General features: G+C 73.3%; 14 protein-coding genes. 8 read left to right on the forward strand and 6 right to left on the reverse strand.

Going from position 1 to position 12,830, the window contains the following annotated elements; all coding sequences use genetic code 11:
* Positions 1-4 precede the first annotated feature (4 nt).
* The gene (locus ACGFI9_RS07055) at positions 5-424 is read left to right on the forward strand and encodes a roadblock/LC7 domain-containing protein (protein WP_393175866.1); all 420 of its coding nucleotides are present in this window, start codon (positions 5-7) and stop codon (positions 422-424) included.
* 68 nt (positions 425-492) lie between these two features.
* Positions 493-1,230, forward strand: coding sequence for a cellulose binding domain-containing protein (locus ACGFI9_RS07060; RefSeq protein WP_393175868.1), 738 nt, complete (start codon positions 493-495; stop codon positions 1,228-1,230).
* Between the two features lie 67 nt (positions 1,231-1,297).
* Here ACGFI9_RS07060 and ACGFI9_RS07065 read toward each other — a convergent pair whose 3' ends face one another.
* Positions 1,298-1,678, reverse strand: coding sequence for a thiol-disulfide oxidoreductase DCC family protein (locus tag ACGFI9_RS07065; protein ID WP_393175870.1), 381 nt, complete (start codon positions 1,676-1,678; stop codon positions 1,298-1,300).
* 92 nt (positions 1,679-1,770) lie between these two features.
* Here ACGFI9_RS07065 and ACGFI9_RS07070 point away from each other — a divergent pair, with 92 nt between their 5' ends.
* Positions 1,771-3,810 (forward strand): intein-containing Rv2578c family radical SAM protein, encoded by a 2,040-nt coding sequence (locus tag ACGFI9_RS07070; protein WP_393176646.1) that lies wholly within the window; start codon positions 1,771-1,773, stop codon positions 3,808-3,810.
* 87 nt (positions 3,811-3,897) lie between these two features.
* Positions 3,898-4,305 (forward strand): CoA-binding protein, encoded by a 408-nt coding sequence (locus tag ACGFI9_RS07075; RefSeq protein ID WP_393175872.1) that lies wholly within the window; start codon positions 3,898-3,900, stop codon positions 4,303-4,305.
* Positions 4,306-4,317: 12 nt separating this feature from the next.
* On the opposite strand, the gene ACGFI9_RS07080 is transcribed toward ACGFI9_RS07075, so the two are convergent.
* A complete protein-coding gene (locus ACGFI9_RS07080) occupies positions 4,318-6,198 on the reverse strand; it encodes a hypothetical protein (RefSeq protein ID WP_393175874.1) in 1,881 nt (626 codons plus the stop codon).
* A gap of 87 nt (positions 6,199-6,285) precedes the next feature.
* Here ACGFI9_RS07080 and ACGFI9_RS07085 point away from each other — a divergent pair, with 87 nt between their 5' ends.
* Positions 6,286-7,023: a hypothetical protein gene (locus tag ACGFI9_RS07085; RefSeq protein ID WP_393175876.1), complete on the forward strand. Its 738-nt coding sequence runs from the start codon at positions 6,286-6,288 to the stop codon at positions 7,021-7,023.
* Here ACGFI9_RS07085 and ACGFI9_RS07090 read toward each other — a convergent pair.
* A complete protein-coding gene (locus ACGFI9_RS07090; protein ID WP_393175878.1) occupies positions 6,995-7,645 on the reverse strand; it encodes a TetR/AcrR family transcriptional regulator in 651 nt (216 codons plus the stop codon). The genes ACGFI9_RS07085 and ACGFI9_RS07090 overlap by 29 nt on opposite strands.
* Before the next feature lie 98 nt (positions 7,646-7,743).
* Here ACGFI9_RS07090 and ACGFI9_RS07095 point away from each other — a divergent pair, with 98 nt between their 5' ends.
* Complete coding sequence (locus ACGFI9_RS07095) at positions 7,744-8,400, forward strand: hypothetical protein (RefSeq protein WP_393175880.1); 657 nt, start codon at positions 7,744-7,746, stop codon at positions 8,398-8,400.
* A gap of 73 nt (positions 8,401-8,473) precedes the next feature.
* On the opposite strand, the gene ACGFI9_RS07100 is transcribed toward ACGFI9_RS07095, so the two are convergent.
* Positions 8,474-9,670 (reverse strand): acyl-CoA dehydrogenase family protein, encoded by a 1,197-nt coding sequence (locus ACGFI9_RS07100; RefSeq protein ID WP_393175882.1) that lies wholly within the window; start codon positions 9,668-9,670, stop codon positions 8,474-8,476.
* Positions 9,671-9,849: 179 nt separating this feature from the next.
* Here ACGFI9_RS07100 and ACGFI9_RS07105 point away from each other — a divergent pair, with 179 nt between their 5' ends.
* Positions 9,850-10,293: a DUF4190 domain-containing protein gene (locus tag ACGFI9_RS07105; RefSeq protein ID WP_393175884.1), complete on the forward strand. Its 444-nt coding sequence runs from the start codon at positions 9,850-9,852 to the stop codon at positions 10,291-10,293.
* Between the two features lie 3 nt (positions 10,294-10,296).
* Here the strand turns inward: ACGFI9_RS07105 and ACGFI9_RS07110 are convergent, their stop codons facing one another.
* Positions 10,297-11,187, reverse strand: a complete 891-nt coding sequence (locus ACGFI9_RS07110) for an SDR family NAD(P)-dependent oxidoreductase (protein WP_393175886.1) — start codon at positions 11,185-11,187, stop codon at positions 10,297-10,299.
* 116 nt (positions 11,188-11,303) lie between these two features.
* Between ACGFI9_RS07110 and ACGFI9_RS07115 the strand changes: the two genes are divergently transcribed.
* Positions 11,304-11,804 (forward strand): DUF4190 domain-containing protein, encoded by a 501-nt coding sequence (locus ACGFI9_RS07115; RefSeq protein ID WP_393175888.1) that lies wholly within the window; start codon positions 11,304-11,306, stop codon positions 11,802-11,804.
* A 56-nt stretch (positions 11,805-11,860) separates the two neighbouring features.
* Here the strand turns inward: ACGFI9_RS07115 and ACGFI9_RS07120 are convergent, their stop codons facing one another.
* Complete coding sequence (locus ACGFI9_RS07120) at positions 11,861-12,817, reverse strand: HpcH/HpaI aldolase/citrate lyase family protein (protein WP_393175890.1); 957 nt, start codon at positions 12,815-12,817, stop codon at positions 11,861-11,863.
* Positions 12,818-12,830: the final 13 nt, after the last annotated feature.

Below are 12,830 nucleotides of genomic sequence, written 5' to 3' on the forward strand. Positions count from 1 at the left end.
CCCGATGACACACTCACTGGCCACCACCGACGACCTGACCGCCGCCCTGGACACCCTGGTCGACCGGGTACCAGGAGCCGAGTACGCGGTGGTCCTCTCCCCCGACGGGCTGCCGCTCGGCCGGTCCCGGAACGTCGAGGACGACCAGGCGGAACAGATCGCCGGCATCATCAGCGGCCTGCACGCCTTCGGTCAGGCGGCCACCCGGGCGTGCGAGGCGACCGTGCTGCACCAGGTCGTCATGCAGATGTCGCGGGCGTTCGTGTTCGTCGCCACCACCCGCAGCGGGGCGATCCTCACCGTCCGGCTCGGCGCCGACGCCGAGGTCGGTGACATGGCGTACGAGGTGGCGCTCTTCGTGGCGCAGGCCGAGCGGGACCTGCCGGTGCACCTCGAGCCGGCCCGGGCGATTCGGAACGGGTGACCGTGGTGCCGGGAGGACCGCAAGCGCCCGTCCCGGGGAGGACGGTCTGAAGGGGGGGGGAAGGCCCAGTGCCGGCACCACCGGCCCAGCCACGGCGGACCGTGGCGGTCATTCTGCTGGACGGGATCGTCGCGGTGACCGGGGCCGCGCGGCGCGTCGTCGCCGGCCGGCTCGGCGGCTCCCGGCTCGTCCCGGCGGCCCTCGCCGCCTCGTTCGGGCTGCTGGCGGCGACGGCGTTCGCCATCCTCATGGTGCCGGGCACGCCGGAACGGCCCGGACCGGTGGCGGTCAGGCCCACAACGGACGTGGGGGTGACGGGCACGCCGGCGACCGGGACGCCGGATGAGCGGTCCGGCGGGAGCCCGCCGGCACCCCGGGCGTCGGTCCGCTCCGCGACCAGGATCGGTCCGCCCGCCGCGGCCCCGCCGCCGGTCAGCGCGTCCCCGGGGACCACGGCGACGCCGCCCAGTCCGCCCGGACTGCGCGCCCACTTCGCCGTCGAGGAGAACGCCCTGTTCGGCTACGGCGCGGCGGTGACGATCAGCAACCCCGGGTCGGGCGCGGTCCGCCGCGACTGGGCCCTGGCCGTCGTGCTGCCCAGGGAGTCGCTCCGGGTCACCTCGGTCTCCGGTGCCCGGGCCAGCCAGGACGGCGCGACGTGGACGTTCCGACCGGACGGGAGCAGCGGGACGGTGCCCGGCCGCGGCTCGGTCCGGGTGACGTTCCGGGTGAGCGGCGCGGCGATCAACTCCCTGCCGACGGCGTGCACGATCGACGGCACCGCCTGCACCGGCCTGCGGGACTGAATCCCCGACGCGCCGGAGGGCTGACCGGCCGGCGGCGCAGCCTCGGCGGACCGGACGGGCCGGGGTGTCAGTGCCGGCGGGACGCGGGCACGGCGCAGGCCGCGGTGCCGCCGGGCAACCGGTGCCGGTTGCGGGCCACCCAGCGGTACGCCGGCCAGGCGGCCGCCCGGACCGGCGGGAAGCGCAGGCCGGCGCCGGCGACCCGCCAGAGCGGCGCGCTGTCGCCGAGCAGCCGGGCGATGGCGTCCGGGCCGGCGGCACGGCTGCCGTCGGCGCCCACCCACTGCACCGCCTCCTCGCACTCGGCCTCCGTCAGCCCGAGCGCCGCCAGGTCGGCGAACTGCCAGGGCAGCACCCGGGCGCCGGTGGGGATCCGGCGCTCGATGAACTCCGCGCAGCGGGTGCAGAACGCGCAGTCGCCGTCGTAGACGAAGGTCGACGTCTCCATGCCCCCATCCTGCACCCGGCCGGCCCGCTCCGGTGGGTCGGTGTCCGGCGCGTCACTTGCGCTTCGTTCGTACGCGTGTTCGAATGAGTGCCATGCGCTGGGACAACCTCTCCGCTCCCCCGGACGAGGGGACTCCCGACGGGGCAGCGCCGGCGGCTCCACCCCTGCCGCTGGCGCTCCCCGGCGCGACAGTCCGCACCTTCGACACGCCTGGCTTCGCCGGCATGACCTTCTACGAGGTCCACGCGAAGTCGATCATCAACCGGGTGCCCGGCCAGTCCCGCGTCCCGTTCGAGTGGACGATCAACCCCTACCGGGGCTGCAGTCACGCGTGCGTCTATTGCATCTCCGGCGACACGCCGATCCTGATGGCCGACGGCCGCACGAGGCCGATCAGCGAACTGACCCCGGGCGACCGGATCTACGGCACCGAGCGCAGCGGCGCCTACCGCCGGTACGTGGTGACCACGGTCCGCGACGTCTGGTCGACGGTGAAGCGGGCCTACCGCGTCACCCTGGAGGACGGCACCACGTTGGTCGCCAGCGGTGACCACCGGTTCCTCACCGAGCGGGGCTGGAAGTACGTGACCGGCGCGATGGGTGGCGCCGGGAAGCGGCCGTACCTGACCACCCGCAACCGCCTGATCGGGACCGGTCGGTTCGCCACCGCGCCCAAGGAGTGGGCCGACTACCGGCGGGGTTACCTGTGCGGCATGGTCCGGGGGGACGCGCACCTCGGCAGCCGGTTCCGGCTGGCCCTGGCCGACGAGGAGGCGCTCGACCGTACGGAGCGGTTCCTCACCGAGGCCGGCGTCGAGACGCGGCGCTCCTCCGCCGCGCCGGTCACCGGCAAACGGCGGGCGCTCACCACCCTCCGCACCGCCCGCCAGCGGGACGTCGAGGCGATCGCCGAGCTGATCCGCTGGCCGGACGAGCCGGCGGACGACTGGCGCCTGGGCTTCCTCGCCGGCATCTTCGACGCCGGAGGCAGTTGCAGTCGGGGCGTCTTCCGGATCAGCGGTGGTGACGAGATCCTCGACCGCGCGGCGAGCGCCCTGGACCATTTCGGCTTCCGCGGGGTCATCGAGCATCCCGGCCGCCCCAACCGGGTGCGCCAGCTCCGGCTGACCGGTGGCCTGCCGGAGCGGCTGCGCTTCTTCCACCTGACCGACCCGGCGATCACCCGCAAGCGGTCCGTCGAGGGGGCCGCGCTGAAGTGCCGCGCCCGGCTCGGGGTGGTGAGCATCGAGGACCTCGGCCTGGAGCTGCCGCTGTGGGACATCACCACCGGCACCGGCGACTTCATCGCCAACGGGGTGGTCAGCCACAACTGCTTCGCCCGCAACACCCACACCTACCTCGACCTGGACGCCGGGGCGGACTTCGACCGCAAGGTGATCGTCAAGGTCAACGCCGGGGAGCTGGCCCGCCGCGAGCTGGCCGCGCCGCGCTGGCGGGGCGCGCACATCGCGATGGGCACCAACGTGGACTGCTACCAGCGGGCGGAGGGCCGCTACCGGCTGATGCCGCAGATCATCGAGGCGCTGCGCGACTTCGCCAACCCGTTCTCGATCCTGACCAAGGGCACGCTGCTCCTGCGCGACCTGCCGCTGCTGCGCCAGGCGGCCGAGGTGACCCGGGTCGGGCTGTCCTACTCGGTGGGGTTCGTCGACGAGGCCCTGTGGCGGGCGGTCGAACCGGGCACGCCGAGTCCGCACCGCCGGCTGGATGCGGTCCGCCAGCTCACCGACGGCGGCTTCCAGGTGGGGGTGCTGATGGCGCCGGTGCTGCCGGGGCTCACCGACGACGACGAGTCGATCGACGCCACCGTGGCCGCGATCGCCGCAGCCGGGGCCAACAGCGTCACCCCGCTGCCGTTGCACCTGCGTCCCGGCGCCCGCGAGTGGTACGCGCACTGGCTGGCCCGCGAGTTCCCGCACCTGGTCCCCCGCTACCGGCAGCTCTACCGCTCCGGGTCGTACGCGCCGCAGGCGTACCAGCGGGAGGTGACCGCGCGGGTGCGGATGGCGGCCCGCCGGCACGGGCTGCACCGGGGCGAGGTCGGTGACAACCGGCGGCTGCCCGCCGCACCGTCCCCGGCACCGGCGGCCGAGCAACTCGCGCTGCTGTAGTCCCACGAGCGCCGAGCCGCTCTCGAGCCGGCCCGGTGTGATGGCGCTCGCCCGGTCGCCCGGCACCGACCGGGTTAGGCTCGGGCAATGCGCTCCGCCCAGCAGATCCTCGCCGACTCCGCCGTGATCGCCGTCGTGGGCGCGTCCCGTGACCCGGGCAAGGCCGCACACCGGGTGCCGCTGGAGATGCAGCGCCACGGCTGGCGGATCATCCCGGTGAACCCGACGGTGGACGAACTCTTCGGCGAGAAGGCGTACCCGTCGCTGGCCGACATCCCGCACCCGGTCGACCTGGTGGACGTGTTCCGCCCGGCCCGCGACGCGGTGGAAGTGGTCCGGCAGGCCGTGGGGATCGGCGCGCCGGCGGTGTGGTTGCAGCTCGGCATCTTCTCCGCGGAGGCGCGGCGGATCGCCGAGGAGGCGGGGATCGACTACGTCGAGGACAGGTGCCTGATCATCGAGCGGGCGGCCGGCGGGCTCAGCCGCCGCGCCTGACCCTCGCCCGGCTCACGGGCGGACCATCATGGTGTGATTGGCGAAGGCGTCGCTGATCACCGCCCGCCCGTCGGGGGCGACGGCCATCAGCCAGCGCCGCCGCTCGGGAAAGAACCCCTGGTCGGTGAAGGCGTAGGGAACCTCGGCGAGTGGTATCCGCCGCGGGTCACGGCAGGAGTGCGCGGCGCAGAGCCGCAGCACGACGCGACCCGGCGTCGGGTCGCCGGCACCCACCTGGAGGCGGAAGCCCTCCCGGCGTCCGCGTTCGATCACCACGTCGTAGACCTCACCCTGCTGCCCATGGACGGTGGCGACCGGCCCGCCGTCCCCGCAGCCGCCCGTCGGGCAGCCGAAGACGTCGTCGAAGCCCAACGACGTGAGTTCCTCTTCTGACGGCATGCCCGGCCGCCCTCCGCCGAACGGCGCGAGCTGGGGCCGGGCACAGTCCGGGGTCGCGCACCAGCCGACCGAGACCACGCCGGTGGACGGCGATCGGAAGGCGACGACCGGCTCCGCGCCTCGACGGGTTCGGATCATCAGCCTCGCGGGTGAATTGTCGAGCGTCTCAAGTGCGCCGTCCACGAGCCCGAGGCTGGTCACCGCCGGATCCACGCAGCGGACGTCGGGGCAGCGGATCAGTTTCAGCTCGACGTGGCTGGCCTCGTCGCGGGCCGTACCCTCGGCGGATCCGGCGGGCCGGACCTCGGTCGCGCTGGCAAGCAGGATCTCGCCGGCCGGGGACACAGTGATCGCTGCCGCCCCGGATCCCGCCAGCGCCGCCAACCGCCCCTCGGCCCGCCGGCACACCCGTCGGGCGTCGCACTGCTCCAGCTCCTGCTGCCCGAGGGCGTAGACCGAACCGTCCGGACCGAACGCCGCTCCCCCGTACGGCTCGAACATCATCACGGTCAGCGGGGTGAGGCGGGTCGCCCGGCACCGGTCGTCGAGGCAGTCCTCGATCTCGTGCTGACCGACGAGGATCGGACCACGACCGGGTGGCCAGGCCACCGCGATCATCCGGTGCGGAGAGTTTCCTGCTCGGACGGTGACCCCGGGCAGTCGCTCCGCCGCGACGACGCCGCCGGCGAGCGCCGCGGGAAGCAGCAAGGCCGCGAGGCCCAGCGACAACGCACGCCGGCCCGGGCCCCGGGTGGGTACGCCGACCGGCTCGGACACGGGCGCGCCGAACACGCCTTCCCGCCCGGGCAGGTCGCGGTACACGGCGAGCAGGCTCCGCACCTGGACGGCGGCCACCGCGATCAGGCACAGGTCCCGCAGCAGCCAGGCGAGGACGCCCTGGAACGGACCGGAGACGTGCTCCTCGGGGCGCGCGAAGGCCCAGCCGTAGAGCAGGGCCGGCACCGCCACGCCGACCAGCAGGGAGAAGCCGAAGGAAACCACCTGCCCGCGTACGGCGCCGGAGGCCGCCCGGAACGCCGCCATGCCGCGCAGCCCGTCCAGGACCGCGATCGGCAGCACCAGCGCGAAGCGGACCAGGAGCGCACCGACCGGCACGGCGAGCAGGGCGGCGATCACCCAGAACACCCCCTGGTCGGCGGGGAGCGCCAGCCCGAGCAGGAGGAACGCGACGAGCACCGCCGCCACCCCGGCGAGCAGCGCGGCGCAGGCCGTGGGGAGCGCCCGGAGCGTGCGGCGCAGCGGACGGTCGCGATGGGCCGTCGCGGCGATTCCAGCGGTCACCGCCAGCGCCCAGCCGACCGGTACGACGAGTGCCTCGACGACGCCGGCCGGCAGGACGAGCATTCCGTTGACCACGCGCGCCGGGCCGGCGCCGGGGAACGGGAGCAGCCCGAGGAGCACCCGGAGCAGCGAGAGCGGCACGAGCACCAGCACGAGGGCGGCGAGCGCGCGGCGGCGGCGGGGGATCGGCACGGGCCGTACGGTACGGCTCCCGCACCACCCCCGCTGACCCGTCCCGCGCGGGCCGTGGAGCTGGTGGTCGGCGCGTACCCTGCGGGCGTGTCCCTTCCCGGGCCGGCGGTGGCGTCGGCGCAGCCCCACCGCGACGGGCTCTGGTCCCGGCGGCTGCTGGCCCTCGCGGCCGGCGGCGCGGTCGCCGGGATGGCCGCCCGGGTCCTGTTGACGAGGAGCCCGGCCGACCTGGCCGACGTCCACGGTCTGGTGTGGGCGGTCACCGGGGTGCACCTGGCGCAGCAGCGGTGGCGGCCCCGGCGCACCGGCCGGCTGGTCTGGCGGGCCCGGGTCCACGGCCGGCACGGGACGGAGCCCGGACTGGTGGCCGGGCGGTCCGCGGCCGGCTGGGTGGAACTGGTCATCGAGGCTGCCCTGGCCGTCACACTGACGGTCGCCGGCATCTCACTCCTGCCCGAAGGGTGGGCCTGGGTCGGGGTCGGCCGGCCGGTCCTGCTGGCCGGCGTGGCGCTCGGCCTCGGTGCGCTCGTGTATCAGGAGGTCCGGTTCACCGGTCGGTTGGCGTTGACCGCGAGCGGGATCCGGGACGGCGCGGAGTGGTACCCGTGGTCCGAGGTCAGGGAGGCGCGACCGAACTCCCGGGGCCGGCGGGACGGGGTGTGGCTGCGCCTGGATCCGGGCCGGCTGTGGCCGCAGGTGGTCGGCGGGCGGGAGGTGACCGTCCCTGACGAACGGCTGCTCGCCGCGATCGAGCAGTTCCGGACCCGGCCGGAGATGCTCGCGGTGGGGCTGCCGGTCACCCCGCCGGAGCCCGCCGGCGCTTGACCGGCGGCCGGTCGACGGGCTCCGCCGGCCCGCAGACCAGGTCGAGGTGGGCGTCGAGGGCGGCGAGCGCGGTCTCCGCCGGGTAGTGCCCGCCGAGCAGGTAGATCCCGAGTCCCTCCAGGACGGCCAGCAGGCCCACGGCGGCCCGGTCCGGGTCCACCCGCCGGTCGGCCGGCCGGGTGGTCTGCGCGGCACGGATCTGCCCGGCGAGGAAGGCCAGCAGGGCGGCGGTCTCCTGGTGCAGCGCCGCGGCGACGGCCGGTCGCACCGCCGTGTAGGCCAGGAAGGCCAGCGCCACGCGGCCGTCGGCCCGGCGCGCCTCGTCGAGCGGCAGCAGCTCGACCAGCATGGTCCGCAGGAGGGTACGCGGGGCGGGGTGGTCGCCGAGCGCCGTGACCGCCCGGCTCACCCGGGCTTCGCCGTGCTCGCGTACGACGGCGAGGGCGAAGGTCATCATCTCGTCCTTGGTGCGGAAGTAGTGCTGCACCATCCCGGCGGAGACCCCGGCCTCGGTCGCGACGTGCCGCAGGCTGACCGCTTCCAGCCCGTGCTCGGCCGCCACCCGCATCAGCGCGTCGGCGATCAGCTTGCGGCGCTCCGCGTGATCGACCCGCTTCGGCATGCCCCCATGCTTTCACAATACGACTGCATTGACATGCAGCCGTCCCGCCGGATACGTTGCAACTGCATTGTAAAAAGCCTGGGGGGCGGGGGTGAGCTGTGCGGGAGCGGAGTCCGGTCGCGCTGCTGAGGATCGCGGTCGCCTACGAGATCGGCATGTGGCGCAGCCTCTACCGCTGGCTGCTGCGCCGGCCACCGACGACCGAACCCGGGGCCCAGGTCTTCAGCTACGTCGGCGTGGTGAAGCCGATCCTGATCGCCTTCATCGTCCTCTCGGCGGTCGAGATCCCGATCTTCGATGTGATCCTGGCGCACACGCTTCCGTCGGCGCGAAAGGTTGTGCTGGCGCTCGGCGTCTGGGGCCTGCTGTGGATGATCGGGCTTTTCGCCAGCCTGCGGGTCCACCCGCACGTCGCCGAGGCGGCCGGGCTGCGCGTCCGCAACGGCTTCTCCGTCGACTTCCTGGTGCCCTGGGCCGCGATCGCCACGGTCAGCGCCCGCTACCGGTCGCTGCCGTCCAGCCGCGCGGTCCAGGTCACCCAGGACGAGGGCGCGACGATCCTGAACATCGGCGCCGCCAAGCAGACCAGCGTCGATCTGGTGCTGCGCGAGCCGCTCTCCGTGCGGCTACCCAAGGGCCCGAGCGAGCCGGTCCACGAGATCCGCCTGTACGCCGACGACCCCGCCGCCCTGATCACCCGCACCCGCCAACACCTGCCGGCCCGCACGCCCGGCACAGACGCCCAACCCCGTTGACCAAGGAGTTTGCGTCGGATCCGGCCGCGCCGGTGACGCAAACTCCTTGATCAACACAGGGTTGGGCGGGCGCTCAGAGCTTGTACTCCTTGAGCAGGCCGCGGGAGATGATGGTCTTCTGGATCTCCGAGGTGCCCTCGCCGATGAGCAGGAAGGGTGCCTCCCGCATCAGGCGCTCGATCTCGTACTCCTTGGAGTAGCCGTAGCCGCCGTGGATGCGGAACGCCTCCTGGACCACCTCGGCGCAGTACTCGGAGGCGAGCAGCTTGGCCATCCCGGCCTCCACGTCGTTGCGCTGGCCGGCGTCCTTGAGCCGGGCCGCGTTGACCATGAGGGCGTGCGCGGCCTCGATCTTCGTACCCATCTCGGCGAGCTTGAACGCGATCGCCTGGTGCTTCGCGAGCGGCTGGCCGAAGGTGCGGCGCTGCTGGGCGTACGCGACGGCCAGCTCGAACGCGCGGATGGAGATGCCGCAGGCACGGGCGGCCACGTTGACCCGGCCGACCTCGATGCCGTCCATCATCTGGTAGAAGCCGCGGCCGACCTGCTCCTCCCCGCCGAGCACGGCGGAGGCGGGCACGGTGACCCCGTCGAGGACCATCTCGGTGGTCTCGACGCCCTTGTAGCCCATCTTGTCGATCTTGCCGGGGATGGTCAGGCCGGGGGCGGTCTCGCCGAAGCCGGGCTCCTTCTCCAGCAGGAAGGTGCTCATGTTGCCGTACACCGAGTCGGCGCCGGTGTCGGTCTTGACCAGGGTGGCCACCACCGAGGAGTACGCCCCGTTGGTCAGCCACATCTTCTGGCCGTTGAGGACGTAGTTGTCGCCGTGGCGGACCGCCTTCGACTTGATCGCCGAGACGTCGGAGCCGCACTCGGGCTCGGACATGGAGAAGGCGCCGCGCACCTCGCCGGTGGCCATCCGGGGCAGCAGCCGGGCCTTCTGGTCGGCCGAGCCGTGCTGTGAGATCAGGTACGCCACGATGAAGTGGGTGTTGACGATGCCGGAGATCGACATCCAGCCCCGGGACAGCTCCTCCACCACCAGGGCGTACGTCAGCAGGGACTCGCCCAGGCCGCCGTACTCCTCGTCGATGGTGAGCCCGAAGAGGCCCATCTCGCGCATCCCGTCGAGGATGTCGGTGGGGTACTCGTCGGCGTGCTCCAGCCGCTGGGCGTGCGGAATGATCTCCTTGTCGGCGAACTCCCGGACGGTTTCCAGGATCGACCTCTGCACGTCGGTCAGGCCGGGCGTCTGGGCGAGTCGGGCCATCTCAGCCTCCGGGGGATCGGCGCATTACTCATGGGTAACTGAACGCTGGGTCAGTATCGGCCCCGCGCCCGGCGAGGCCAAGGTGACCAGTCCACACAACCGCTGTGAAAAGGTTCACCGCTGCGGGTAGCGTCCGCAAGAGAGAGGGCCGTTCACCTGCGACGGAGGGGGCGAGTGGCGTGAGCCAACCACCCGGCGATCCGGATCAGCCGCCGTCGCCGTACGAGCCGCCGCCCTACGGCCAACCCTACGGGCAGCCGTACGGAGACCAGCCACAGCAACCGCACTGGGGGCACCAGCCCCCGGGCGGCGGCCAGCCGCCGTACGCCCCGCAGCCCCCGTACGGCCAGTACGGTCCGCCCGGCGAGCCACCGCGACCGCGCGGCGGGCCGAACGTCCTCGCCGTCCTGTCGCTGGTCTTCGCCTTCGTCTTCGCCCCCGCCGGGATCGTCCTCGGGCACCTGGCGAAGCGGCAGATCCGGCAGACCGGCGAGGAGGGCAACCAGCTCGCCACCTGGGGACTGATCCTCAGCTACGTGTTCACCGTCATCGGCCTGCTCGCCTGCTGCGGCTGGATCGGCCTGGCCTGGTGGGCGAACTCCGACAGCGGCAACTACCGCTGACCGTCAGCGGAACTCGGCCTCGCGCACACTGTTGCCGCCGTCGACCACCAGCATCTGCCCGGTGATGTACGAGGCGGCCGGCGAGCAGAGGAAGGCGATGGCGGCGGCCACCTCGTCAGGTGTGCCGGGCCGGCCGACCGGGGTGCCCAGCCCCTGCTTGATCTCCGCCGCCGTCGACGCGGCGGTGTAGATGGTGCCCGGGGCCACCGCGTTCACCGTCACGCCGTCGGCGATCATCTCCATGGCCAGCGCCCGGGTCAGCCCCACCACGCCCGCCTTCGCCGCCGCGTACGCGGCCTCGGTGGGCAGCGCGTTCACCGGGCCGGCGGTGGCCGCCAGGTTGACGATCCGGCCCCAGCCCCGCTCGGCCATCCCGCCGATGAAGGCCCGGCTGCACAGGAACGCCGTGGTGAGGTTGCGGTCGATCTCGCCGCGCCACTCGTCGTAGCTGAGCTGGGCCACCGGGCGCAGCACCTCCGGACTGGCCCGGCTGGCCAGCCCCGCGTTGTTGACCAGCACCTCGACGTCGCCCAACTGCTCCGCCACCGCGTCGGCGAGGGCACCCACCTCGGACTCGTCGGTGAGGTCGGCGACGAAACCGGTCACCCCGAGCTCGCCGGCACGCTCGTGGATCCGCCGGGTGGTGGAGACAATCGCCACCCGGGCGCCCAGGTCGGCGAGGCGGCGCGCGGTGGCGTACCCGATGCCGTCCGGGCTGCCGGCGCCGGTGACCAGCGCGACCCGGCCGTCCAGCCGCATGGTGACCGGCTCGGCCAGCGGCGCCGGCTGGTCCTGGTCGGCGGACCCGGCCGGAAAGCCGGCCCGGCTGCGTCGCACCGTCCCCGGGCGACTCACGTCCCGTCGCGACCGACCGCCCCGCGCGTCAACTGCCATGCCGCGATCCTGCCCGCTGTAGACGTTCCGGGCAACGCGGCACCCGGAAAGCCGGTCCTCCGGTTTGCGGGCGGCTGGCTACCCTGACGGCACCCGAAAGCTACGGAGATGACCAGATGAGCTATCCCCCGCCGTCCGGTGGCTGGCAGGACCCGTCCGCAGCCGGCCCCCAGTCGGGTCCGCCGGCCGACCCGACGCTGCCGATGGCCGGCAACCCCATCCCGACCCAGCCGACCCCGGCGGACCCGTACGCGCCGGCCGGTCCGTACGCCGCGCCGGCCTACCCGGTGGGCGACCCGTACGCCGCGGGCGGCTACCCGCCGCCGGCCTACCCGGCGTACGCCCCCGCGCCGTCGACCAAGACCAACGGTCTGGCCATCGCGGCGCTGGTGCTCTCGCTGCTCGGCTTCACCTCGTGCATCACCGCCCCGATCGGCGCGATCATGGGGCACATCGCCCGCAAGCAGATCCGGGAGACCGGCGAGGGGGGCGACGGCATGGCGAAGGCCGGCATCATCGTCGGCTGGATCGTTACCGGTCTGATGGTGGTGCTGATCACCGTCTACATCGTGGCGATCGTCATCGCCGTCAACAGCGACACCTCCAGCGGCTACTGACCGGGACGGGCCGCCCCGGTCGTCCGGGGCGGCCCGTCACGTTCAGCGTCCGGGGCTCACTCCGACGGCGGGGTGAAGGACGAGGTACGGGTCATCCCGGCCGCCCGGCCCTTGGCCGCGATCACCAGCGCCATCTTGCGGGACGCCTCGTCGATCATCTCGTCGCCGAGCATCACCGCGCCGAGCTTCCCGCCCGCCTCCGAGGTGTAGTAGTCGTACGCGTCGAGGATCAGCTCGGCGTGGTCGTAGTCGGCCTGGGCCGGGGAGTAGACCTCGTTGGCCGCGTCGATCTGTCCGGGGTGCAGCACCCACTTGCCGTCGAAGCCCAGCGCCGCCGAGCGCTTGGCCACCTCGCGGAACCCGTCCACGTCGCGGATCTGCAGGAACGGGCCGTCGATGGCCTGCTTGTCGTGCATCCGGGCGGCCATCAGGATGCGCATCAGGATGTAGTGGTAGGGGTCGCCCGGGTAGTCCGGGATCAGCGCGCCGACCACCAGCGACTTCATGTTGATCGAGGCCATGAAGTCGGCCGGGCCGAAGATGATCGTCTCGACCCGGGGCGACGCGGCGGCGATGGCGTCGACGTTGACCAGGCCGGCGGCGTTCTCGATCTGCGCCTCGATGCCGATCCGGCCCACCTCCAGGCCGAGGGTCTTCTCGATCTGGGTGAGCGTCAGGTCCAGCCACTGCACCTGGGCGGCGTTCTGCACCTTCGGCAGCATGATGCAGTCCAGGTTGGCCCCGGCGCCCTCGACGACCTCGATCACGTCCCGGTACGTCCACGGCGTGGTCAGGTCGTTGACCCGGACCACCCGGGTCTTGCCGGTCCAGTCGCCCTCGTTGAGCGCGGCGACGATGTTCTTGCGGGCGTCCGGCTTCGCCAGCGGGGCGACGGCGTCCTCCAGGTCGAGGAAGACCTGGTCGGCGGGGAGGCCCTGGGCCTTGCCGAGCATCTTGACGCTGGAGCCGGGTACCGCGAGGCAGGACCGGCGGGGGCGACCGACAGCGGCCATGGATGCGCTCCTT

Source organism: Micromonospora sp. NPDC048930, assembly GCF_043197935.1.
Lineage (GTDB): Bacteria > Actinomycetota > Actinomycetes > Mycobacteriales > Micromonosporaceae > Micromonospora.